General features: G+C 34.0%; 26 protein-coding genes. 21 read left to right on the top strand and 5 right to left on the bottom strand.

All coding sequences use genetic code 11. The features are described from left to right. The first annotated feature begins 3 nt into the window (after positions 1–3). The 5 genes from Q1A60_RS08580 (at position 4) to Q1A60_RS08560 (ending at position 3,877) form a co-directional block, all read left to right on the top strand. Entirely contained in the window at positions 4–1,008 is a 1,005-nt protein-coding gene (locus Q1A60_RS08580) for a formimidoylglutamase (protein WP_299766210.1), read from the top strand. Next, positions 998–1,465, top strand: coding sequence for a GNAT family N-acetyltransferase (locus Q1A60_RS08575; RefSeq protein ID WP_299766212.1), 468 nt, complete (start codon positions 998–1,000; stop codon positions 1,463–1,465). The genes Q1A60_RS08580 and Q1A60_RS08575 overlap by 11 nt, the downstream gene beginning before the upstream one ends. Before the next feature lie 2 nt (positions 1,466–1,467). Further along, positions 1,468–2,259, top strand: coding sequence for an MBL fold metallo-hydrolase (locus Q1A60_RS08570; protein WP_299766214.1), 792 nt, complete (start codon positions 1,468–1,470; stop codon positions 2,257–2,259). A 3-nt stretch (positions 2,260–2,262) separates the two neighbouring features. Further along, positions 2,263–2,709 (top strand): nuclear transport factor 2 family protein, encoded by a 447-nt coding sequence (locus tag Q1A60_RS08565; protein ID WP_299766216.1) that lies wholly within the window; start codon positions 2,263–2,265, stop codon positions 2,707–2,709. Between the two features lie 217 nt (positions 2,710–2,926). Continuing rightward, positions 2,927–3,877 (top strand): hypothetical protein, encoded by a 951-nt coding sequence (locus Q1A60_RS08560; protein WP_299766218.1) that lies wholly within the window; start codon positions 2,927–2,929, stop codon positions 3,875–3,877. Positions 3,878–3,933: 56 nt separating this feature from the next. Here Q1A60_RS08560 and Q1A60_RS08555 read toward each other — a convergent pair whose 3' ends face one another. Continuing rightward, entirely contained in the window at positions 3,934–5,814 is a 1,881-nt protein-coding gene (locus tag Q1A60_RS08555; RefSeq protein ID WP_299766220.1) for a T9SS type B sorting domain-containing protein, read from the bottom strand. Positions 5,815–6,018: 204 nt separating this feature from the next. Between Q1A60_RS08555 and Q1A60_RS08550 the strand changes: the two genes are divergently transcribed. Next, a complete protein-coding gene (locus Q1A60_RS08550) occupies positions 6,019–6,600 on the top strand; it encodes a hypothetical protein (protein WP_299766222.1) in 582 nt (193 codons plus the stop codon). A 75-nt stretch (positions 6,601–6,675) separates the two neighbouring features. Here the strand turns inward: Q1A60_RS08550 and Q1A60_RS08545 are convergent, their stop codons facing one another. Next, positions 6,676–7,557: a hypothetical protein gene (locus Q1A60_RS08545; RefSeq protein ID WP_299766224.1), complete on the bottom strand. Its 882-nt coding sequence runs from the start codon at positions 7,555–7,557 to the stop codon at positions 6,676–6,678. 130 nt (positions 7,558–7,687) lie between these two features. Then, positions 7,688–9,712 (bottom strand): S9 family peptidase, encoded by a 2,025-nt coding sequence (locus Q1A60_RS08540; protein ID WP_299766226.1) that lies wholly within the window; start codon positions 9,710–9,712, stop codon positions 7,688–7,690. Positions 9,713–10,069: 357 nt separating this feature from the next. Here Q1A60_RS08540 and Q1A60_RS08535 point away from each other — a divergent pair, with 357 nt between their 5' ends. Continuing rightward, positions 10,070–10,621 carry a hypothetical protein gene (locus Q1A60_RS08535; protein ID WP_299766228.1) on the top strand — a complete coding sequence of 184 codons (552 nt, stop codon included), beginning with the start codon at positions 10,070–10,072 and terminating at the stop codon, positions 10,619–10,621. 60 nt (positions 10,622–10,681) lie between these two features. Here the strand turns inward: Q1A60_RS08535 and Q1A60_RS08530 are convergent, their stop codons facing one another. Then, entirely contained in the window at positions 10,682–11,125 is a 444-nt protein-coding gene (locus Q1A60_RS08530; RefSeq protein ID WP_299766230.1) for an Lrp/AsnC family transcriptional regulator, read from the bottom strand. A gap of 114 nt (positions 11,126–11,239) precedes the next feature. Between Q1A60_RS08530 and Q1A60_RS08525 the strand changes: the two genes are divergently transcribed. From Q1A60_RS08525 to Q1A60_RS08485, 9 genes are all read left to right on the top strand, one after another. Continuing rightward, positions 11,240–11,665, top strand: a complete 426-nt coding sequence (locus tag Q1A60_RS08525; protein ID WP_299766232.1) for a hypothetical protein — start codon at positions 11,240–11,242, stop codon at positions 11,663–11,665. A 217-nt stretch (positions 11,666–11,882) separates the two neighbouring features. Further along, positions 11,883–12,725 (top strand): helix-turn-helix domain-containing protein, encoded by an 843-nt coding sequence (locus tag Q1A60_RS08520; RefSeq protein WP_299766234.1) that lies wholly within the window; start codon positions 11,883–11,885, stop codon positions 12,723–12,725. A gap of 67 nt (positions 12,726–12,792) precedes the next feature. After that, a complete protein-coding gene (locus Q1A60_RS08515; protein ID WP_299766236.1) occupies positions 12,793–13,686 on the top strand; it encodes a pirin family protein in 894 nt (297 codons plus the stop codon). Positions 13,687–13,729: 43 nt separating this feature from the next. Further along, positions 13,730–14,584: a phosphatase PAP2 family protein gene (locus Q1A60_RS08510; protein ID WP_300007549.1), complete on the top strand. Its 855-nt coding sequence runs from the start codon at positions 13,730–13,732 to the stop codon at positions 14,582–14,584. Positions 14,585–14,598: 14 nt separating this feature from the next. Beyond that, a complete protein-coding gene (locus Q1A60_RS08505) occupies positions 14,599–14,952 on the top strand; it encodes a hypothetical protein (protein WP_299766240.1) in 354 nt (117 codons plus the stop codon). Between the two features lie 299 nt (positions 14,953–15,251). Next, positions 15,252–15,398 carry a hypothetical protein gene (locus Q1A60_RS08500; RefSeq protein WP_299766242.1) on the top strand — a complete coding sequence of 49 codons (147 nt, stop codon included), beginning with the start codon at positions 15,252–15,254 and terminating at the stop codon, positions 15,396–15,398. Positions 15,399–15,471: 73 nt separating this feature from the next. Next, entirely contained in the window at positions 15,472–16,020 is a 549-nt protein-coding gene (locus Q1A60_RS08495; RefSeq protein WP_299766244.1) for a carboxymuconolactone decarboxylase family protein, read from the top strand. 43 nt (positions 16,021–16,063) lie between these two features. Continuing rightward, the gene (locus Q1A60_RS08490) at positions 16,064–16,453 is read left to right on the top strand and encodes a hypothetical protein (RefSeq protein WP_299766246.1); all 390 of its coding nucleotides are present in this window, start codon (positions 16,064–16,066) and stop codon (positions 16,451–16,453) included. Positions 16,454–16,569: 116 nt separating this feature from the next. Continuing rightward, positions 16,570–17,277, top strand: coding sequence for a hypothetical protein (locus tag Q1A60_RS08485; RefSeq protein ID WP_299766248.1), 708 nt, complete (start codon positions 16,570–16,572; stop codon positions 17,275–17,277). A gap of 71 nt (positions 17,278–17,348) precedes the next feature. On the opposite strand, the gene Q1A60_RS08480 is transcribed toward Q1A60_RS08485, so the two are convergent. Further along, the gene (locus tag Q1A60_RS08480) at positions 17,349–17,843 is read right to left on the bottom strand and encodes a Rid family detoxifying hydrolase (RefSeq protein WP_299766250.1); all 495 of its coding nucleotides are present in this window, start codon (positions 17,841–17,843) and stop codon (positions 17,349–17,351) included. A gap of 136 nt (positions 17,844–17,979) precedes the next feature. Between Q1A60_RS08480 and Q1A60_RS08475 the strand changes: the two genes are divergently transcribed. The 5 genes from Q1A60_RS08475 to Q1A60_RS08455 are packed head-to-tail and all read left to right on the top strand — an operon-like array spanning position 17,980 to position 21,752. Further along, positions 17,980–19,524, top strand: coding sequence for a helicase HerA-like domain-containing protein (locus Q1A60_RS08475; protein ID WP_299766252.1), 1,545 nt, complete (start codon positions 17,980–17,982; stop codon positions 19,522–19,524). Between the two features lie 5 nt (positions 19,525–19,529). After that, a complete protein-coding gene (locus tag Q1A60_RS08470) occupies positions 19,530–20,084 on the top strand; it encodes a hypothetical protein (protein ID WP_299766254.1) in 555 nt (184 codons plus the stop codon). Positions 20,085–20,119: 35 nt separating this feature from the next. After that, positions 20,120–20,485, top strand: a complete 366-nt coding sequence (locus Q1A60_RS08465) for a cupin domain-containing protein (protein ID WP_299766256.1) — start codon at positions 20,120–20,122, stop codon at positions 20,483–20,485. Between the two features lie 2 nt (positions 20,486–20,487). Further along, positions 20,488–21,327: an alpha/beta hydrolase gene (locus Q1A60_RS08460; RefSeq protein ID WP_299766258.1), complete on the top strand. Its 840-nt coding sequence runs from the start codon at positions 20,488–20,490 to the stop codon at positions 21,325–21,327. Between the two features lie 5 nt (positions 21,328–21,332). Next, positions 21,333–21,752 (top strand): VOC family protein, encoded by a 420-nt coding sequence (locus Q1A60_RS08455; RefSeq protein WP_299766260.1) that lies wholly within the window; start codon positions 21,333–21,335, stop codon positions 21,750–21,752. The last annotated feature ends 145 nt before the right edge of the window (positions 21,753–21,897 follow it).

Below are 21,897 nucleotides of genomic sequence, written 5' to 3'. Positions count from 1 at the left end.
CCGATGATTCAGCTTCATATCCAATCGCAAGAAACGCTAGAAGAAATCATTTCGAAAAGAGATGGGGAAACAAAAATTGGAGAAAAGTTACAGTATTGCTTCAGTCTAGAAGAGATTGAACAAAGTACTGCCAAGTATGTCGTCTTTGGAATCGCCGAAGATTATGGGGTTCGTGCAAATTATGGAAAACGAGGTACAGCCAATGCATGGGATGCATTCTTACATACTTTTGTGAATATCCAGGAAAACGATTACAACAAAGGAAATGATATTTTATTATTAGGGTATGTCTCTGTAACACCCGATGATATCAAATACACCACACCTAAACCCATTTTGGGAGATGTTGTAAAACGTATTGATAAAAAAGTCGCATATATTGTCCAAACGATTGTCTCGGCTGGTAAAATTCCTATTATTATAGGAGGAGGTCATAACAATGCCTATGGGAATATTTTAGGAACGAGTAAAGCCTTAGGACATCCTATTCATGTGATGAATATAGATGCGCATACCGACTTACGGACGACAGATTACAGACATAGCGGTAATGGTTTTTCATATGCCCTTTCTTTAGACACTCCCGAAGAAGCATCTTTAGATAAATACACCGTTTTTGGATTGCATAAAAATTATACTCCACAGTATATTTTTGATCTTTTCAAAAAACACGAAGATAGGCTACAGTATCACTTTTTAGAAGATACTTGGAATCTTGACACTCCTATCGCACGGCAATTTGAGAACGCATTACAATTTGTCTCTCAGGCGCCTTTTGGTTTAGAATTAGATTGCGATGCGATTACTAATTTCCCAAGTAGCGCACGTACGCCTAGCGGTTTATATCTTAATGACGTGAGACAGTTTATCATGCATACTGCTGCTCAAAAAAATTGCCGTTATTTTCATATTTGTGAAGCTTCTCCTGGAAGAAAGAAAGCTGGGCAAGTAGGAAAAGCTATTAGTTATTTTGTTACCGATTTTATACGCACACACCATGCAGATTAGCAACTATTCATCTACATATGCATCCGATTTTAAAGCACTAAATATAGAGTGGCTTGAAACTTTTTTCTATGTAGAGCCTTATGATAATGAAGTTTTAAGTAATCCAGAAAAGTATATTATTTCTAAAGGAGGTCATATATTTTTTGCACTTATAAACGATAAAGTAGTAGGCACTGTGGCACTCATGCCTATGGAAGAGCCTCATGTCTACGAACTCACCAAAATGGCGGTAGATACGTCCATACGCGGGAAAGGTATCGGGCAAAAATTAATAGCGCATTGTATCGCTTTCGCGAAAGCGGAAAACGCACCAAAACTTGTTTTGTACTCTAATACGATTCTTGAAAATGCCATCTACATTTATAAAAAATGGGGATTTGTAGAAATACCACTAGAAACAACATCAAATTACGACAGAGCTAATATAAAAATGGAATTAATCTTAAACGAAAACTAGGTATGAAACATCTTGTTATCTTATTACTCACCTGTATTACTTTTATAAGTTGTAAAGAAAAACAAACCGAAACTGCTACGGTATCACCTCCTGTAAAAGAAGTTTCAACAAAAGCAATCACCCAAGAACTTCCTTTTAAAGTACATCCTATAAGCCATGCAACCATGGTATTACAATGGGGTGACACTACGATCTATATTGATCCTGTGGGTGGCGCTGAGGTATTTGCTGACTACCCGCAACCAGATCTCATCCTTGTAACAGACATACATGGAGATCATTTAAATGTCGCAACCATCGAAGGACTTGATACTTCGAAGGCAAAAATCATGGTACCGCAAGCTGTCGCCGATAAAATGCCTGAAGCGTTTGTACCGCAACTCGATGTGCTTAACAATGGAGATAGCAAGGAACGTTTTGGCTTTTCTGTAGAAGCGATTCCTATGTATAATTTACGAGAGGAAGCATTGAAGTTTCATACCAAAGGACGAGGTAATGGCTATGTCATTGAAAAAGACGGAACACGTGTATACATCTCTGGCGATACTGAAGATATTCCAGAAATGCGAGCACTTAAAGACATCGATGCTGCTTTTGTATGTATGAATTTACCGTACACCATGACCGAAATAAACGCCGCCGATGCAGTCATAGCATTTGCTCCTAAAACTATATATCCATATCACTACAGAGGCACTGAAGGATTAAGTGACGTAGCTAATTTTAAAACGATTGTCAATAAAGGGAATCCTGCTATTCATGTGGTGCAATTGGACTGGTACACTAAAAAGTAAACTATGAAAACGCACATACTCTCTTTAGTGATCATTATTCTTTCTATTATGGGATGTCAACATACTGACACTACGCAAGATGTTGAAAAATGGAAAACTGAGATTATGAATGTGGAAAAAGCATTCAATGATATGGCTCAAAAAGAAGGCCTGATCAAAGCCTTTGAATTTTATGCTGCCGAAGACGGTGTGATACGACGGGGTAAGAAAGTAATAAAAGGTAAAAAAGACATCGCAGCTTGGTATAAAAAAGATGTGCGCCCTAACGAAACACTTACTTGGACACCTACTTATATTGAGGTAAGTAGTGCTGGTGATATGGCATTTACCTATGGTGATTATACATTTACATCCCTAGATTCATTAGGTACTAAAAAGGTAAATAAAGGAATCTTTCATACCGTATGGAGAAGACAAGCTGATGGCACTTGGCGATTTGTTTGGGATTAAAATTATTTTTCAGTAATCTGTTACTACATGTAACAAATAGTACACCTTTCCTACATATAATTATACGACACCTAACTTAACTAAATGATCATTAAATAGTACTACGTTGATTATCAAAAGGTATTTGCTTGCAAATGAAAATTCAGAAAATAAAAAATCATTAAATGAATTAATAATTCAAAATATAAACTGACTACTTAAAATTCAGAAACAAAATATGACCATACGCCTTTTAATTCTATTCTTAATTGCATCTATACAAACTCAAGCACAATCCACAGAAAATACAGCTGATATCACTTCAGAAAAAACAGAAAAACACATTAATATTCCTGGAACTCGTTTATTTATAATACCACCTAATGGTTTTAAACTTTCCAATAGTATAATTGGTTTAGAAAAAGGAGACAACACTTTCATTCAAATTTATGATCTTATTGGAGGTGATTTTTATTCAAATGCTAAAACTTTTAATAAAGAAAATTTTGAAAGTAAAGGTGTGAAAGTTTATGAGTATAAAGAATTTAAACTTAATGAATACCCAAGTAAGTATGCGTTATTGCAAGGAGATCCTACAATGAAAGCAATTAATTTAGTTTTTGGAGACACTACTTTTTCAACGATGGTTATGGCTTTATACGCTCCTTTTGATAATGATATTGAAAAAGAAATTAAAAAATCCATACAATCTATTTATTATGATAAAGAATTCAAAATAGATCCTTTAGCTTCTGCAAAATTTACACTTGATGATAATGCATCTATTTTTAAATATGCAAAATCTACTTCAGGTCTTGTTCTATATTCTATTGACGGTATAGACAAAGATTCTTATGAAAATGAACCTATGATTATGGTTACTACATTGCCAGCAGACCCTAGTCTAACATTAAAGAATGTTTCTCTATTAATGCAAAATGGTCTTAAGGATAGTGGTATGAACATAGATGAATTAAAAAATGAATCCACTACAGAATTAAATGGGCTACCAGCATATCAAGTAGAAGTTTATGGAACTACAAAAGGAGAAGAAAGTATTTTGTATCAATTAATAGTTGCTGACAAAGAGAAAATAGTCTGTTTCCAAGCGATAGTAAAATCTGAATTTGATAAAAACTTACTAGAAGTAAAAAAACTTGCAAAAACACTTAAGTTAAAACAATCATGATTAGCAGATTATCATAGGTTTTTATTTATAAATATACGCTTTCGCGAAAGCGTATATCACCTTAATAAAGAGATGTGTCCTACAACCACACGGTCGTCTATAGTGATTTCATACCAATAATCATCGGGAGCTAATTCTTCGCCATTGTAAACCCCATTCCATTGGAAAGTGCGTCCATTACCGTTTGCGAGTAATTTCCCAAAACGATCAAATACGCGGATAAAGCTGGACGAAAAGAACGAAGCATCTGGAAGTCTGAAAAAATCATTGATTCCGTCATTATTAGGTGTAAAAAATGTAGGGATATTAAAATGATAAAATTCTATGAGTATAGGAGGACATCCAGTATCATTTCTAGCAAATATTACCTTTAACCCGCCCGGTACATTCCTAAAAACTGGTGTACTTCTATAAAAAATACCATCTAATGAATATTCAAAATTCCCTTCGTTTTCTGTTTCTATAATGATGTTCTCTCCTGCAGAGAAGATAGTAGAGATTACTGGTGAAGCGAGCCCTTCAACTTGAAATGTCTTGGTTGCACTACATCCTAGATTATTAGTTACTGTAACAGTGTATACGCCTCCTGTTGTTATTTGTATGGAAGATGTCGTTTCTCCTGTAGACCATACATAGTCAACATTTGATATTCCAGCAGAAAGTGTTTTAACTTCTTGTTCGTTACAAATCTCTAGTGTTTCTAGAGGATTTGCAAAAAACGGAGCTTCTAAAAAACTAAGCATTACAGGAGTCCTGGAAGTGCTTCCACAATCAGTCCCTGCAATAAATGATTGTGCATAAAATGTTCCTGCTTCTTCAGTTGTATAACTAGTCCCAGTAGCTAATACTTCTGTGCTCGTCTCACTAGCATACCAACGCACTTCTGATCCTTGAGTAGTTGTCACCGTTAACGCTGGAATTTCAATATTTTCGCAGGCAGCAATATCACCATTACTTACAGGAGCTTCAGGACCTTCTATAAATTCAATACGATAAGAGTTTGAAAAAAAAGAACAAAATACATTTCCTAAATTATCGGTATCTGTAGCGGTATTTACTCTATAAAAAGTAGAAGTTGAAATACTAGGAGTTACGTATGTTACTGATGTTGCTCCTAAGATATTCGTCCAATTTTCACCATCTGTACTCTCTTGCCATTGGATAAAAACATCTGGGGTAGCTGCAACTGTAAGTGTTGTACTTAAAGCCGTTTGATTATTACATATAATGAGATCCTCTTCCCCAGAAACATCTGAACGTATTGTTGTAATATCACCACAAGCTCTGAAAACAATATCGTCAATAGCTAGATCATTCCCACAGCCCCCATTACCATTATTGATCATTTTTAAGATTACCTCTGTCTGCCCGACACCTGTTTCAAAAACCAAACCATATTGAGCCCAGATAGGTGTTGCTGTTCCATCGATATCTCCCGTATCGCCAGATGCGAGTAATATCGTATCTGTACTATCCCATATTTGAAAACGAACATTCACTGGAATTCCTGTATTAGGACACTCTCCAGAACTTATATTATATAAATTTATAAGAAATGCTGAAAACTCATACGAAGTATTTTCACAAAGCCCTTCTATGGTTCTATTATAAAACTGATCGGCAGTAAAACTAGCATTTACAATAAATGCTCTTCCATCTACATCACCTGGCGTATTATCTAAACCTGAATGGAAAGCTCCTAATTGTTGTAATTGTGATGATATGGTATAAAAACCATCTTCTGGACCACTATCTACGTAAGTATACGTGGTAATGCTTGGATCTAATGGAGGTCCATTAGTGGTTCCTGAACCAAAATCTTCTGTAAAAATGGGATCACCCAAATCACCTTCACAAAAACCCAACTGACCATATACTGTATCAAAGGAAATGATACAGCACAAGAAAATAAGTGCTTTTTGTGTAATGCTAGCCATTTCTTTCAAAGATACAGTAAGAAAGAAGTGTCTTCAAAAAATAATTCTAAGGATAATATAAAATCAGATAGTATATACACTAAAAAATTCCGCGAGGATAGACATTATAGAAAATACTATTAACTAATTGAAAAGACGTATTCACTAACTAAGTCTTTTGGATGAGTTAAACAATAAATAGATTTGGTTAATAATCTAAGCCAAATGAAAACTTTTCTATATACAATTATATTACTCTTGAGTTTTGAAAATGTTTGTGCACAAACAATGAATGAAAAATATATGTTCTTCTCAAATTCAACAACATCTTCAGAATATATCGAATTTATCACTGATTCAACTTTAACATATAAGCCCTACTATTCTGGTATTGGGTGTAGTTTTGCAAAACCGAGAAAAAGATCATCTAGTCGTACCTATAAAGAATATAATTATGTAAAGAAAAAAGACACTATAACTATTTTTGGCTTTAATGATTCGAATGATATTAAATATCGAATTACCGAAAATAATTATTTTGAAAATGCAAAAACAAAAGAAATTTATGTTTTAAGAAAGATACTTGACAAACATGAGAATGTTGTAATTACGTATAATAACAACTATTATCAACTTGAATTAAATGGGGTTATAACTAAAAACAAGAAGAAAAATAAAAAAATCACTAGACTTTTAAAAAGTAAAGACACTTCTAAACTTACTATAAAAACATATAGAGCCTATGAAGCTTTTGAAAAATTTGGTTATAAATATGTGTTTGGAGTCATTGAATTAACAAAAAAGTAATACGTTTAAAACCAAAAAATTCCGCGAGAACCATACAGTCGCATCGCGGAATTTTCTTCAAAAGTGTATCTTTCTTTACTTGAGTGTAAAGCTGGTTTGAGCTATAAGCATTTCTTGATCATATACATTTACTTTATATACACCTGCCTCAAAGCTATCGCCTATGGGAGCTATATTTTCGCAAATATCTAATGCTGTATTCTCATAGTAAAATTTAGATACTTTACTGTAAGTAATTGTTTCTTCTTCAAAGGTAACTGTTTTATTAGCTCCTAAAATAGTATTAGAAGGATCTGTAACCTGTACATATAGTATTCTATCCCCAGCTTCAGCAAGTCTGTTTTGAGGTACTGTAAAGCAAGCTCTTACTTTGTCTACTCTACGTGCACGTGCATTTTCTACTAGTTTTCCAGAAGAACGCTCAATAACACCCACGGCTTTTAATTTATTTACAGCTAACGCAGCTCCTAATTCTACACGCTCTACCAGTTTATTATTCTCTAAGGATAATGAATCCCCTACTCCACGTTGTACTTCTAGTTCATAGCTTGTACTATCTACTCGCATTGCTAACAATCTATTACTACCACGTAATGAATCATTTTGAGCAAATAAGAAATCACGTTCTTTACGAAGTTTAAATACTTCTGCTCTATATTTTCCTAAGCTCGCAATGGTCACTTCTTTTTCATTAATATTATCAATAAGTGTCTGAATTCTATCTCGAGCATCATTAAGCTCGGTATCCTTTAGATTATTCTCTTCAATCACGACATCATATTTGTCGTTCATCTCTCTCAAATTTGCAAGGACTACATTTTTTTCTTTGGTAAGTTCTGCTTTTGTCTCTTTCTCTTGATTGTATAATTTAAAAGCAAATGCGCCAGCAACTACTAATAGTACAGCGAGAATTCCCGTAATGATTTTAATTCCGTTATTATTCTTCTCGTTTTCCATGATTTTAAAATTTGTATTTAATGGTTATACGTATAACGACCGTATTTGGATTATGGTGTTTATTATTTTGCGAATGTAATCACATTTAAAATACAATTAACATTCTTTCATAAAGTTTCGCTAAAAACGATTATTTGGTAAACTTTTTAAACCAAGCTAACGTATGGTTCACTTTTGTGATAAGATTACTTGGTCTAGCAGCAATACCGTGTGATGCTTCAGGAATCTCTACAAGTACCGTTTCTTTTTTTCTAATTTTCAATGCATGATACAATTGTTTGGCTTCACTAGGAGGCGTACGCAAATCATTCATCCCTACCATCACCATGGTGGGTGTCTCTATATTTCCAACTAATGATAATGGTGAAAATTTCCAATACCCTTCAAAATTCTCCCAAGGTTGTCCTGGATAACGAGAGTTTGCATATCCATAATAATTATCGGCAACCAATGTTTTTGAAATCCAATTCATCACAGGTTTTGCAACCACCGCAGCTTCAAATCGATTATTTTTTCCTATCATCCAAGCTGTCATAATCCCTCCAGCACTTCCACCAGTGACATATAATTGATCCTCAGACGTAATTCCTTTTGCAAGACAAGCGTCTACTCCATCCATTACATCATCATAATCTTGTCCGGGGTAGTTATTATAAAGTAGGTTCCCAAATTCTTCTCCATAACTAGTACTGCCTCTGGGATTCGGATAAAAAACGACATAACCTGCCGCTGCATATAATTGTATTTCTGCCGAAAAACGATCTCCATAATTTAAAATAGGACCTCCATGATTTTCAACAAGCAATGGATATTGCTTACCTTCCTCATAAAATGGAGGATATACAATCCACCCTTGAATCTTTCGTCCATCATACGATGAGGTATACCATAACTCTTCTACCTTTCCTAAGGTTCTATACCCTAAAAGATCTTCGTTAAGTTGCGTACGGATTTTAGGTTGTTTCCCTTTTGCATATAATATCCCTAGATCTGCTGGGCGATCTGGTTGAGAGTAGGTAAATGCAATGGTTCCATTATTAGAAACACTATAACTACCACTTGCATAAGGGCGTCCTAACGTAGTTCCTCCAAGATCATCAGCCAGTTTTGTTGTTTTTCCTGAAAGGGTCACCTGCGCAATTTTTGAATTTCCTTTATCATCATATGTACCATATAGGGTCTTGCTATCTGCTGCCCATTGTATATTTGAAATACTACGATCTAAATTTGTGATTATTTCCTTTTTACCACTGCCATCTATATTCATTGTATACAAACGCGTTACTTGATAGGTTTGTACTTTATCATCAAAGCCTATATATGCTATCTTTTTTCCATCTGGTGATACTATTGGATTATTATCTGGCCCATTACGATCTGTTAGTGCTTTTATGATTCCTGTTTGTGTATGTACACTATATATTTCGCTATTGCGAAAATCATATTCCCAATTTTCATTTCGGTTTCCAGAAAAATAAATTTGCTGTGCATCCTGAGACCAACTTAATGAACCTCCATGATTAAAGTTTCCAGACGTAATTTTACGTGCTGTTCCGCCTTCTGAAGAAATTACATATATATGACGAAATCCAGGTTTTAAATATCCTTGTCCATCTGCTTCATGTTTAAAACGATCTGTAATTCTAGGAGCTGGAGCCCACTTTGCTCCTTTCGGCTTTTTAGGCATACTTGTTATTACAGGAGGAGCAACATATTCCATTGCACTAAAAGAAAGCCATTTTCCATCTGGTGACCAACTCAATCCCGAAGGGCTATTTTCTAATTGACTTAATTTTGCCGTAGTTCCAGATGCAATCCAATAAACAAAGAGTTCGCTTCCATCTGAAGTACTCGCAACATAAGCGATCTTTGTCCCATCTGGAGACCAACGTGCTTGCGATTCGTTACCGTTAAATGATGTAAGCTTATGATGATTTGTTCCATCTGAATGAATCATCCACAAATTTCCCTTGCTTCGATCCTTCATAATATCAAACCCTGTACGTCTATATACCACGACAGTTCCATCGGGTGATATTTGAGGATCTCCTGCATATTCTAATTCAAAAACATCGAGCGCTTCAAAAGCTTTATGTTGTTGTGAAAAAAGCACACTACTTAAAAGCAATATAATACAGAGACTTACGTACTTCATAATTTTGGTTTAATAATTACATAGTTTATATAAGGTCTAAAATAGTAAATCTTATAATGCTAATAACAGCTTGACTGTAATTTACAATTAAGATTTAAGTTGATAGCATCATTAATTTTTAATCAAAATGTTAGTTTTAAACTTTTAAACGATCTATTACCATTATGATTTGTTCATAAGCACGACTTTATTATCTAAATAATAAACCAAGAAAGTCAAACATCGAGACTTTCTTATCACTTGTCGAATATATTCAAATCATATACGTAAAATGTATGTGTACCGTTATAAATAGTATACTTTTATGTTATACTATTCGCCCTTATAGTTATTATAAAAAGTAAAACCCAACTTAATATGTATGATGATGATGATGATAACCACAATTATGATATAGACTCTTGGAGGCAGTTACCTGTGTTCATTCAGGCTGAGGTTATCTTAAAATTAGTAGAGCATATAGTAGATTGTATTCCTAAAGAAGATAGTAATGCATCTTCTCCGTATGAGTATTCATTATTTGACTACCACACGGCTAGTATGATGGAGAATGCACTAATCATTCCTGGAAAAATTGCGGGAATTCATGGCGTAGAACTCTATGATATAAAAATGGAAAATGCAGTAATCATTCGAAAAGCTGCTCAAGAAATCATTACAAATTTACGAGGACTACAAATTGCAGGGTTTAAAGAAGTAGAATATCTGGAGTTATTACGTAAAGAAATAGAAGTTCTTCGTCCTCTATTTGCAGAATGGGTAAAAACATTCAATCCATACAATTATATTATAGACCGTTGGGGATTATTTAATCCACCAGGAGTAGACTATAATGATAAAATGCCTGGTAATGATTTACCGTATGACAATAATCATCTCTTCGAAGATTTTGATAGTGATGAAGATTAGTTTCTATCTTTATCTGTGATAGGTTAGATATACGCTTTCGCGAAAGCGTATACACCCCAATTACTTATTCAATTTTAATATCGGGTTATAACGAACTACTTGAGAAAGCACTATTTGTGTTTTAGACTCACCGTAACTTATAATTTGATCTATAAATTTTTCTAAGTGTTGCTGGTTATGCAAAACCACTTCCATGACAATATTTTCATTTCCAGTAATACGATAACAATTTATTACCTCTTCTAAGGTTTTTACTTTTTCTAAAAAAGGTTTTAATTTTCCCATAAAGGCCCGTAAAGTGATAATAGCTTTAAATTGATATCCCATTTCTAGTGGAGAAACAATAGCTTTAAAACCTGTAATGACTCCCATATCTTCCATTTTTTTAATACGCTCAGAAACCGCAGGAGAAGTAATTCCTACCTGTCTTCCTATTGCTGCATTAGATTGTCTTGCATTTTCTTGCAAACATTTTAAAATCTTAAGATTTAATTCATCTACCATAAGTTTTAAACTTTATTTTCAAAAATACATTATTTCTAAAGACAAAATGCTTTTTTGCTTTAAAATCAAAAGTTAGGATACCCTTTTTGGATTGTAACTTTGTCATTATAAGAAATGGCAAAAGCACACGATCACATATCACAACCTGAAATACCTGTTAAAGATACCACCCTCTATAACAAGGCATTAGACATCTACACATTATCTAGATCTATTACATCTTATTTAACAGATAATAAGACTGTAAATGCATTGTATACATCTGACAACGAATCTGAAAATACTCTAGAAGAAATCGTGATTAGTGCTGTAACATTACCTTCAAAAATTGCCATAGCACAAACCACAAAAAATATACGTCTTAGATTAGATTCTACAAATAGCATTATACATCATATAGATAAGATACGTGCTAATTGTAAAAAGCTACGAAAAATCTCAAAGCGCAACAGAGAACATATGCGTATATTATCTTCAGAAGCTTTAAAATTTAAGAAGATGTACAGACAGTGGAACATTGCTATTACCCAGCAAAACTAACCATTTGTTCTTACGCTTTACATTCTTATAATAAATTACACACCCCTCGATTTATAGTAAAATCTTTTGTTTATTACTGTCATTTTATGGAATAAACAGTATAAAATGAACAGTCTTTAGCCAATTATTTTTCACCATTTATAGTGTCTATAAAAATAATGTTAGAAAAAAATAAACTTTACTGTAAGTTATGGGAAGAAAAATAGACAATGTTTGTATGAAGAAGCAATTTTCAGAATTTACCACGAGTGCCGTTTTTTATTACGGTGATGAAGAAATATTATCCCCCTATTCAGAATCTAAGCCCTTATCACTATTTACGTTTATTTGGGCACAAAAAAATCCTGTTTCTTTAAAACTAGATCAAGTAGACTTTATACTTGAACCTGGTCAAATCATTGCACTTACACCATTACATCATTTACAATATATTGAAGGAAATGCTGTAGTTTATCAATTTAATAGAGAATTTTACTGTATTAAAGATCATGATAAAGAGGTAGGATGTGTTGGGATTCTGTTTTATGGGAATTCAGAGCTACCTGTTGTAACATTAGAAGAAGATCAAAAACGTAAACTTGAAATGTTACACGAGGTCTTCTTAGAAGAATTAGAAACAAAAGATAGCATACAAGCAGAGATGTTACGCCTATTGATGGCTCGTTTTATTATTAAAATTACACGTCTTATAAAATCTCAAGGGCATTATGGACAAGTGCATGATGAAAAACTAGAGATTATACGCATGTTTACATTTTTAGTAGAATGGCATTTTAGAAAAGAGCATTCTGTTTCTTTCTATGCTGGACAATTGAATAAATCTCCAAAAACAATTTCAAATTACTTTTCAAAATTTGATAAAACACCTTTACAGATTATTCATGATCGAATTGTACTTGAGGCAAAAAGGTTATTAACCTACACCGATAAATCTGCAAAAGAAATTGCATTTGAAGTTGGGTTTCAAGATGCTTCACACTTAAGTAGACTTTTCAAGAAGCAAACAGGAGAATCTCCATCGGCGTTTAAAAATAAAACAAAACAACTTGTTATAGCCTAATTATAACTGTATCTATTTAGTATCGTATTTCTTTGTATTTTTCTAGTACGAAGAAATACGTACATATATGTCAAATACAGGGTTAATTATAGAAGAACGAAGTCGGGATATAGGCGACTTCTTAGTAGGACGGCTATTACCATTTCGCAAAAAAAGAATGGTGGGCCCTTTTATTTTTATAGACCATATGGGACCTACTGAACTAGGCCCCGACCATTATATGGATGTAGACCAACATCCTCATATAGGGATTGCTACACTAACATATCTCCTAGAGGGTAAAATAACCCATGAAGACAGCATTGGAACACATCAAATCATACAACCAGGATCTGTAAACTGGATGGTGGCAGGTAAAGGATGTACGCATACAGAACGTACACCGCAACAAGCCAGAAATAACAGAGAGGTTTTTACAATGCATGGCTATCAAATATGGGTAGCACTTCCTAAGAATCTAGAAGACATAACACCTGAATTTCATCATATAGAAGCAGCTTCGTTACCAAAATGGTCAGATCAAGGAGCTCAATATACACTTGTAGCAGGCCAAGCTTTTAATAAAACATCTCCAGTTCCTGTACACTCTAATTTATTTATGATTGCTATCACTACGACGGCAGCACATACATTTGTAGCAAAAGATAATGTAAAAGGTGAAATTGGGATTTGTATTGTAGATGGTAGTATTACGGCATGCGATCAAATTCTTATGTCTGGTAATATGCTCGTTAGTAAGATCGAAGATGTATGTACTATCAACATTGCCGCAAATAGTCACATTCTTATCTTTGGAGGTGAACCTTTTCCTGAAGAGCGTCACATTTTTTGGAATTTTGTAAGTCATTCTAAAGAAAAAATTGAAAATGCAAAACAAGCATGGGAAGCTGGTCTATTCCCAAAAGTACCTAACGACTCATCCTATGTACCATTACCAAAACCTCCAAGTTTTGGTAAATAATGTATATTGCAAAAACAGTCTTCATATATAACACAAAATAGTAATGCTTTTGAAAAATTATATACTCCTTATCGTATGTTGTTTCGTAACGATAACTACATATAGTCAGAAACGTTCATTAACTTCTCAAGAACAAGATAGTTTAAACATTTGGCAACTTGCAAAATACGATGGTGCTTCTGCATTAGGAGGGCTATTACATGCATATAGTCGTCCTGCACATTGGGATGGTGAAGATTGGGCAACGTTTGGATTTGTTGCTGGAGGAACAGCATTATTATATTTTGTAGATGATGAAACCAGTGAATTTTTCAGAAATCAAGAAGACTCCTCTCCCACGATCTTAAAAGAATTTGGAGAACGTTTTGGAAGTCCTCAAGTCACCTATGGGATTACTGGTTCTGTCTATTTATTTGGATTATTTACCAAAAACGAACCTGTACGAGAAACTGGTGTATTATTAATATCATCTGCAACAGCAGTAGGCTTAATCCAAACTGTATTAAAAACAACCGTAGGAAGATCCAGACCTCAAAATGGAGGAGATAAATTTGACTTTAAACCATTTAGTGGAGAAGCTGGTTTTAGATCTTTCCCTTCAGGGCATACCATACTATCATTTACAACAGCCTATGCAATTGCAAAACAGTTTGATAATCCTTGGGTAAAAGCAGGTATTTATACCGTAGGTATGATCTCTCCTATATCACGTATTGTAAATGGTGCTCACTGGCTTACAGATGTGGCACTTAGTATCGCTATAAGTATCGCTACTGTTGACGCTATAGATAATTACCTAAATGCAAAAAAACGATACCCTGGAGATAAGTACAAAAAAGGAATTACTTGGAATATCAACTTTGGTATCGGAAGTATGGGGATTGTAGGGCGCTTCTAAAAAAAATAATCCTAATGCCTTTTGAGTTTTTTATCGAGTGGTTGTATCCACTACCTCTAAGACATAAAAAAATGTTTGGTATTGATGCATTTTATATAAACGACCGTATTGTATTTGCATTATGTCAACATGAAAAATACCATTTAGATAATGGCATATGGATAGCGACTAAAAAAGAGCATCATCAAAAATTAAAACATCAACTCAAAAGTGTTAGACCACTTTTATCTCTAGGAATAAAAACATGGCTTGTCCTTCCTGAAGATCATGAAGCTTTTGAAGAAGATGCAAATACACTTGTATCATTACTAAAAGTGGGAAGTCCTCTTGTAGGTAATATCCCTAAGCCAAAAAAAAGAAAACCCTAAAAATAACTTTTTAGGGTTTCCCAGCATCAAATTGGGGGAAAGACATATTTAAGAGTAATATGGCTCTGTAGACTCATATTATATTTAACTTAACCATTTACTAGAAAGTCTACATATTATCATATACGTTCAGATATGTTTTTTGGACGTCATCACTTCATATTTTTTCTTTTTCATACAAAAAACAGTCATTTTTATCTCAAAGAGGTAATATTGACATTCACTTGGGAATATATGGCTACTCAATCGCTGTAAGATTATCGCTAAACCCTAGACCAAGTCATCAAATAAAAACAACGATGGCAAAACAACATATATCCGTATTAAATCTTATAGAGGTTTTCAGAAAAGGGAAAGCAAAGTTTATAGAATCTATAAATCCAAAAATGTATTGTTCTCAAAAACATTTACACGATTACTACTGTGACCAAGAAGCTTCCTTCTAAATATAAAAAATCACGTACGCTGAGTACATCCAATATAAAAATCAAAACATCAAACAAATAAAAAATAGAAATTATGAGCACATTTAATGTTCCAACAAAAGACCAAGTAAACGATACAAACAAAGCAATATTCGAAAAGTTAGAAGGTATGTTAGGATTTGTACCTAACCTATATGCAACGTATGCACATTCTGATAACGCATTATCAAACTACTTAACATTTGCAAATGCTCCTACTTCGCTTAAAGCGAAAGAAAAAGAAGTAGTAAACCTTGCTGTAAGTGAAGTAAATGAATGTAACTATTGTCTTTCTGCACACACAGCTATTGGAAAAATGAATGGTTTTACTGATGAGCAAATTTTAGAATTAAGAGCTGGAAATGCTTCTTTTGATACGAAACTTGATTCACTTGCAAAACTTGCTAAAAATATTACTGAAAATAGAGGCCGTGCTGAAGAAGCTGTAGTAAATAACTTCTTGAATGCAGGATGGACGAATGAAAACTTAATAGATACTATTGTTCTTGTAGGAGAAAAAACAATTTCAAACTATATCCACAATACAACTCAAGTGCCAATTGATTTTCCAGTGGCACAACCATTAGACAGCGTAGTAGCTTAATTCAAAATTCAAATAAATAACACACACACTTAAAATTAAAAAAATGAAAAAAGTAATTGCATTATTCGTATTAGTATTCACAGTATCATTTGCAGCACAAGCTCAAGACAAAATGATGAAGGACGCTTCAAAAACAATAACATTAGAGCAAACTAAAGGTGAATTCACTCAAAAACAACTTACAGTTTCTGAAGGAACATATGTTTTTGAAATCGATAATAACAATGTAGGTCATAAAGTAGGTTTTGTATTAGTACCTAAAGGAAAAGATGTTTCTAATCCAGAAAACCATATCAAAACTGCGTATGTTACTGCTGCTGTAGAAAATAATACTACAGGAACGTCTAACCCTACAAAATTAACAAAAGGAGAATACGTATACTTCTGTCCGCTTAACCCAACATCGACAGATAACGTTCTTATCGTAAAGTAACAATTCATATTGCTACTATCCCCCTAAAAAGACCGCCTATATGGCGGTCTTTTTTATATATACACTTCCCTACTATTAATGATACTTTCAGTACTTTTGTCTTAAAATAAGACACTATGAAAACTATTTATTTAGCAGCTTTTTTTGCCTTTCTACTAGGGAGTTGTAAAAATGAAACTACACAAGAAAAAGGAGCTGAATTATCAGGTACAAACGTAGAGACTACTACAAAAAAGAAAGAATCTACAGAAGCAGAAAAAATTGCCATTGCAAATGGATTTGAACATTGGGATGCTGTTTCTCAAATAGACTTCACTTTTAATGTAGACCGCGGAGGGCAAAACGTAGCTAAACGTTCTTGGTCTTGGAAACCAAAAACTAATGATGTAACGATGACTAATGGGGACCAAGTTGTGTCTTATAATAGAGCTACGATAGACAGCCTTTCACAAAGAACAGATCAAGGATTTATTAATGATAAGTTTTGGTTATTAGCACCTTATCAATTGGTATGGGATGAAGGCACGAATATAACAGTACAGGATACTGCAACGGCACCACTTTCTCAAAAACTAGCTAAAAAACTAACCATAGTATATGGTACTGAAGGAGGATACACTCCCGGTGATGCTTATGACTTTTATTATGACGATGATTATATTATAGATGAATGGGTATTTAGACGAGGGAATGCACCTGCTCCTTCTATGATGACTACATTCTCAGACTATCAAGATTTTGAAGGACTTAATATTTCAACCTCACATAGTGATAAAGAAGGTGGTTTCAAATTATACTTTACTGATATAAAAGTGGTCAAGTAATACATCATAACACATAAAAAAAGAGGCTAACAACATAGATTGAATAGCCTCTTTCTTATTATAAATAGTCATTAACGCTTTACTGCAATCACTTCAATTTCAATCTTTGCACCAGCAGCTAAAGCTTCGGCGGCAAATGTAGTACGTGCTGGTTTTTGAGGTAAGTATGTTTTATAAATTGCATTAAAAGCAGCAAAATCTTTGATATCGTCTAATACGACAAGTGACTTTACAACGTGACTCATATCCATATCATGATGTGCCAATACTGCTTTAATATTTTCTAATGTTTGTTTTGTCTCTGCTTCAATACCCCCTTCTACCAATGTTCTTGTGCTTTGATCCATACCAATCTGACCCGATAAAAAATAGAGATCCCCTACTTGCACAGCGTCAGAAAATGGCGCATTTGCTTTTTTAGGTTCGTGAGATGCATGGTAGGTGACTTCTGTTGGAGTTTCTGAAATGATTTTTTCATCATCAGCTCCTACAGACGTAGTGACTTTTGTTTCGCATGAAAAAAAGAAAATAGAGAGTAATAGTACAGATAAAAGGTTCGTTTTCATAGATACAGTGTTTTTGATGAGATAAATGTAACAGATAATTATCGCTTTTTTAAGGGATTGTTTATTTTTATGCTTTCGCGAAAGCGTATACAGAAAAACACCCAATAGCATACATACGCTTTACAACCAATAAATTATGGATACTAAACAAGATTTTTTTGATTTTATAACTGCTGGAAATACGTTTAAAGGTGACTTTATTACGATGGGAGCAGCAATGCTGGAAGGAGAAACCATAACAAATGCGCATGTAAAAGTTCCTTTAAAAACATTAAATCGCCACGGATTAATTGCTGGTGCTACGGGAACTGGAAAAACAAAAACACTACAAGTACTTGCAGAAAATCTTTCTGATCAAGGAATACCTGTTTTAATGATGGATATGAAAGGGGATCTTTCGGGAATTGCAAAGGCAAGTCCCGGGCATCCAAAAATTGATGAACGTCACAAAAAAATAGGAGTTCCCTTTGAAGCTAAGGATTTTCCTGTAGAAGTTCTGACACTTTCTGAACAAAATGGGGTACGCTTAAGAGCTACCGTAAGTGAATTTGGACCTGTTCTATTTTCTCGTATTATAGATGCTACGGTAGCACAAGCTGGTATTATTTCTATTTTATTTAAATATAGTGATGACAATAAATTACCGTTACTAGATTTAAAAGATTTTAAAAAGATCTTGCAATATGCAACTCGCGAAGGAAAGAAAGAAATCGAAGAAAATTACGGTCGTATCTCTCCTGCATCTTCAGGATCTATACTTCGTAAAATTGTAGAATTAGAACAACAAGGTGCTGATATATTCTTTGGAGAAAAATCATTTGATACCGAAGATTTAACCCGTGTTACAGACGATGGACGTGGGATTATTAATATTGTACGTCTTACCGATATACAAGATCGTCCAGGCTTGTTCTCTACATTTATGTTGAGTTTACTAGCAGAAATTTATTCGACATTTCCAGAACAAGGAGATAGTGATCGTCCAGAATTAGTGATCTTTTTAGATGAAGCACATCTTATATTTAAAGAAGCATCAAAGGCACTTCACAATCAAATAGAGAGTATTGTAAAATTAATACGTTCTAAAGGAGTGGGACTCTATTTTGTCACACAAAACCCTACAGATATTCCAGAAGGTGTCTTGAGTCAGTTAGGATTAAAAATTCAACATGCACTTCGTGCTTTTACGGCTAAAGATCGTAAAGCCATAAAATTGACTGCAGAGAATTATCCTGATTCTCCCTATTATGACACCAAAACGGTATTAACTTCGTTAGGAATAGGAGAAGCACTTATATCTGCTCTTGATGAAAAAGGACGTCCTACTCCACTAGCAGCAACTATGCTTAGAGCGCCAATGTCTCGTATGGATATTTTAACACAACAAGAACTTGATGCTATTAATACAGGTTCTAAACTCGTTAAGAAATATAGCGAAACCGTAGATAGAGATAGTGCCTATGAATTATTAAATAAAAAAATAGAAAAGGCAAACGAAGAAGAAGCAAAAGCAAAAGCAAAAGAAGAGCGAACGAAAGCTTCAAGATCAAGTTCTAGTGGTAGACGAAGTTCTTCAAGAAAACCAGCACAGAGTGCTACATCAAAAGCAATTATTAAAGTTCTTACAAGTGCTACCGTAATACGTGGCGTATTTGGAATTTTAGGAAAAATGCTTAAATAATTAAATTGAAAACAGACCCAATTCTCATGAATCGTATTTATATCACATTACTTATACTCACTGTATGTATTACTTCTTGTTCTACAAAAGACACTTCATTTTCTGTAACCAATGAGGCTGTAGGACCTGTAATAAAAACAACAAAAACGAGCGAATTAAAAGCGTTATTTAAAGGACCAACGGATAGTCTCGTAAAAACAGATTCAGACAATTATGTGCTTTTTGAAAAAGGAGGTACTAAATTAATGAAACTGTCTGCAAAAAAAGAAGACAAAGAAATTATTGATCATATTCAATTTTTTGATGATCGTTATACAACTCAAAATGGGATCTCTTTAAAAAGTACATTTAAGGATATTCAAGCTGCATATACGGTTAAAAAGATCAGTAATATGATCGACTTTATTATTGTTTCTGTAGAAGAAAGTGAAATCTACTTTATTATAGACAAAAAGCATTTATCATCAGAAGTGCGATTTAGTACCAGTAGTCGATTAGAACCTATACAGGTACCAGGAGAAGCTCCGATTAAGCACTTTATGTTTTCTTGGCCTTTATAATAACGCTTTGTATTGTACATAAAAACCAACGCTAGATGAAAAAATCATATCATATACAGAATACTCCTTTTGTAGTTCCTACTACAGATGGAAAAGTTATAGAAGAGCATTGGGGACGTGCCACCGATGGTAATCAAGAGATTAGTATTGCGCATATGATTGCTCCGTCCGGATGGAGTGAGCCTTTTCAAACACCCGAATTTGATGAGTATACATATATCATTAAAGGGAAAAAACAATTTATTATTGATAGAGAAACGGTCGTATTAGAAGCTGGACAATCTATCAAAATCAATAAAAACACAAGAATTCAGTACAGTAATCCTTTTGATGAAGCTTGCGAATATATTGCTATTTGCACACCCGCTTTTTCCCCAGATACCGTACATAGAGAAGCATAGGTTTGAAAAAAATCCTCATCAAATTACTACCTAAGATTATTGGCACTCAAATTAATGCCATGTCTTTATGGTCAAAAAAAGCAGCTGCCCGTAAAGCATTTCTGATTTTCTGCACCCCAAGAGGGGGTCGCATTAAAGAAGATCAATCTGCATTTCTAAATGCTGCAAAAGATGAGCAATTAAAAATTAATGATAAAGTCACTGTTCAAACCTATAAATGGGAAGGTTCTGGACCTACAGTTTTACTAATACACGGTTGGGAGAGTAATGCGCACAGATGGTGGCGTCTTATAGAAGTATTACAAAACCATCAGTATAACATCATTAGTTTTGATGCGCCGGCACATGGAAACTCTACGGGTAAAATTTTAAACGTTCCTTTATATACAGAGAGTTTAGAAATAGTCTCTCAACATTACAAACCTGAATTTCATATTGGACATTCTGTAGGAGCATTAACAACCATCTTCCATTACTACAAACATCAACCAACGCATATAAAGAAGTTAGTAAGTTTAGGCGCACCTTCTGAGCTTTCTGAAATCATGAAAGATTATCAGAAGATTCTGAGCATGAAAAATAGTGTTATGAGAGGTATAGACAATCTCGTACAACAACGCTTTGGTTTCTCTATAGATGAGTTTTCTGGGTATAATTTTGCACAATCTATAGATATTCCTGGTCTCATTATACATGATGTATATGATAAGATCACTCCTGTAGAAGCCTCTAGAGGGATTCATGAAAATTGGAAAGACAGCACATATATAGAGACTTCAGGTCTTGGACATTCACTATATCAAGACGAAGTACGTAATCATATTATCGAATTTATAAAATAAAACTCATGAGCACTCTAAGACCTTTTCATCTAGCAATTCCTGTAGATAATGTAGAAAAAGCACGCGTATTTTATAGAGATATTCTACAACTTGAAGAAGGAAGGAGTAGTAATCATTGGGTAGATTTTAATTTTTTCGGTCATCAACTTGTGATTCATTATAAAGAAAAAAATGCTGTAGAAGAACATCATAACAAAGTAGATGGGAAAGCGGTCCCGGTACCTCACTTTGGCGTTGTACTTGAGTGGAATGATTTTCACGCTTTCGCGAAAGCGATAACACCTCACATCACTTTTATTATTGAACCTTATATTCGGTTTGAGGGATTGGTAGGTGAGCAAGCCACTATGTTTTTTTATGATCCCTGCGGAAATGCTCTTGAATTCAAAGCCTTTAAAGACGACAGTCAGCTTTTTGCCAAGTAATTACATTACTTATTTACTCAAAAACTCACAAAACATTTTGGTTCAATAACCACTATCATATCCATAAGTAGATCCATCTGTTGCCCCATCTATAGTACCCATCATTACACCTTCAACACCTTCTGTAGTAGTATTAGTAGTGACT

Source organism: uncultured Dokdonia sp. (assembly GCF_947492535.1).
Classification (GTDB): domain Bacteria; phylum Bacteroidota; class Bacteroidia; order Flavobacteriales; family Flavobacteriaceae; genus Dokdonia.
The sequence above is the reverse complement of the archived record's forward strand: the minus strand, read 5'-3'. Positions and strand labels throughout refer to the sequence as shown.

Excerpts from the sequence above, each read along its gene's own strand:
- Q1A60_RS08580 (WP_299766210.1), top strand. The coding sequence starts at position 4 with ATGATTCAGCTTCATATCCAATCGCAAGAAACGCTAGAAGAAATCATT.
- Q1A60_RS08575 (WP_299766212.1), top strand. The coding sequence starts at position 998 with ATGCAGATTAGCAACTATTCATCTACATATGCATCCGATTTTAAAGCA.
- Q1A60_RS08570 (WP_299766214.1), top strand. The coding sequence starts at position 1,468 with ATGAAACATCTTGTTATCTTATTACTCACCTGTATTACTTTTATAAGT.
- Q1A60_RS08565 (WP_299766216.1), top strand. The coding sequence starts at position 2,263 with ATGAAAACGCACATACTCTCTTTAGTGATCATTATTCTTTCTATTATG.
- Q1A60_RS08560 (WP_299766218.1), top strand. The coding sequence starts at position 2,927 with ATGACCATACGCCTTTTAATTCTATTCTTAATTGCATCTATACAAACT.
- Q1A60_RS08555 (WP_299766220.1), bottom strand. The coding sequence starts at position 5,814 with ATGGCTAGCATTACACAAAAAGCACTTATTTTCTTGTGCTGTATCATT.
- Q1A60_RS08550 (WP_299766222.1), top strand. The coding sequence starts at position 6,019 with ATGAAAACTTTTCTATATACAATTATATTACTCTTGAGTTTTGAAAAT.
- Q1A60_RS08545 (WP_299766224.1), bottom strand. The coding sequence starts at position 7,557 with ATGGAAAACGAGAAGAATAATAACGGAATTAAAATCATTACGGGAATT.
- Q1A60_RS08540 (WP_299766226.1), bottom strand. The coding sequence starts at position 9,712 with ATGAAGTACGTAAGTCTCTGTATTATATTGCTTTTAAGTAGTGTGCTT.
- Q1A60_RS08535 (WP_299766228.1), top strand. The coding sequence starts at position 10,070 with ATGTATGATGATGATGATGATAACCACAATTATGATATAGACTCTTGG.
- Q1A60_RS08530 (WP_299766230.1), bottom strand. The coding sequence starts at position 11,125 with ATGGTAGATGAATTAAATCTTAAGATTTTAAAATGTTTGCAAGAAAAT.
- Q1A60_RS08525 (WP_299766232.1), top strand. The coding sequence starts at position 11,240 with ATGGCAAAAGCACACGATCACATATCACAACCTGAAATACCTGTTAAA.
- Q1A60_RS08520 (WP_299766234.1), top strand. The coding sequence starts at position 11,883 with ATGAAGAAGCAATTTTCAGAATTTACCACGAGTGCCGTTTTTTATTAC.
- Q1A60_RS08515 (WP_299766236.1), top strand. The coding sequence starts at position 12,793 with ATGTCAAATACAGGGTTAATTATAGAAGAACGAAGTCGGGATATAGGC.
- Q1A60_RS08510 (WP_300007549.1), top strand. The coding sequence starts at position 13,730 with ATGCTTTTGAAAAATTATATACTCCTTATCGTATGTTGTTTCGTAACG.
- Q1A60_RS08505 (WP_299766240.1), top strand. The coding sequence starts at position 14,599 with ATGCCTTTTGAGTTTTTTATCGAGTGGTTGTATCCACTACCTCTAAGA.
- Q1A60_RS08500 (WP_299766242.1), top strand. The coding sequence starts at position 15,252 with ATGGCAAAACAACATATATCCGTATTAAATCTTATAGAGGTTTTCAGA.
- Q1A60_RS08495 (WP_299766244.1), top strand. The coding sequence starts at position 15,472 with ATGAGCACATTTAATGTTCCAACAAAAGACCAAGTAAACGATACAAAC.
- Q1A60_RS08490 (WP_299766246.1), top strand. The coding sequence starts at position 16,064 with ATGAAAAAAGTAATTGCATTATTCGTATTAGTATTCACAGTATCATTT.
- Q1A60_RS08485 (WP_299766248.1), top strand. The coding sequence starts at position 16,570 with ATGAAAACTATTTATTTAGCAGCTTTTTTTGCCTTTCTACTAGGGAGT.
- Q1A60_RS08480 (WP_299766250.1), bottom strand. The coding sequence starts at position 17,843 with ATGAAAACGAACCTTTTATCTGTACTATTACTCTCTATTTTCTTTTTT.
- Q1A60_RS08475 (WP_299766252.1), top strand. The coding sequence starts at position 17,980 with ATGGATACTAAACAAGATTTTTTTGATTTTATAACTGCTGGAAATACG.
- Q1A60_RS08465 (WP_299766256.1), top strand. The coding sequence starts at position 20,120 with ATGAAAAAATCATATCATATACAGAATACTCCTTTTGTAGTTCCTACT.
- Q1A60_RS08455 (WP_299766260.1), top strand. The coding sequence starts at position 21,333 with ATGAGCACTCTAAGACCTTTTCATCTAGCAATTCCTGTAGATAATGTA.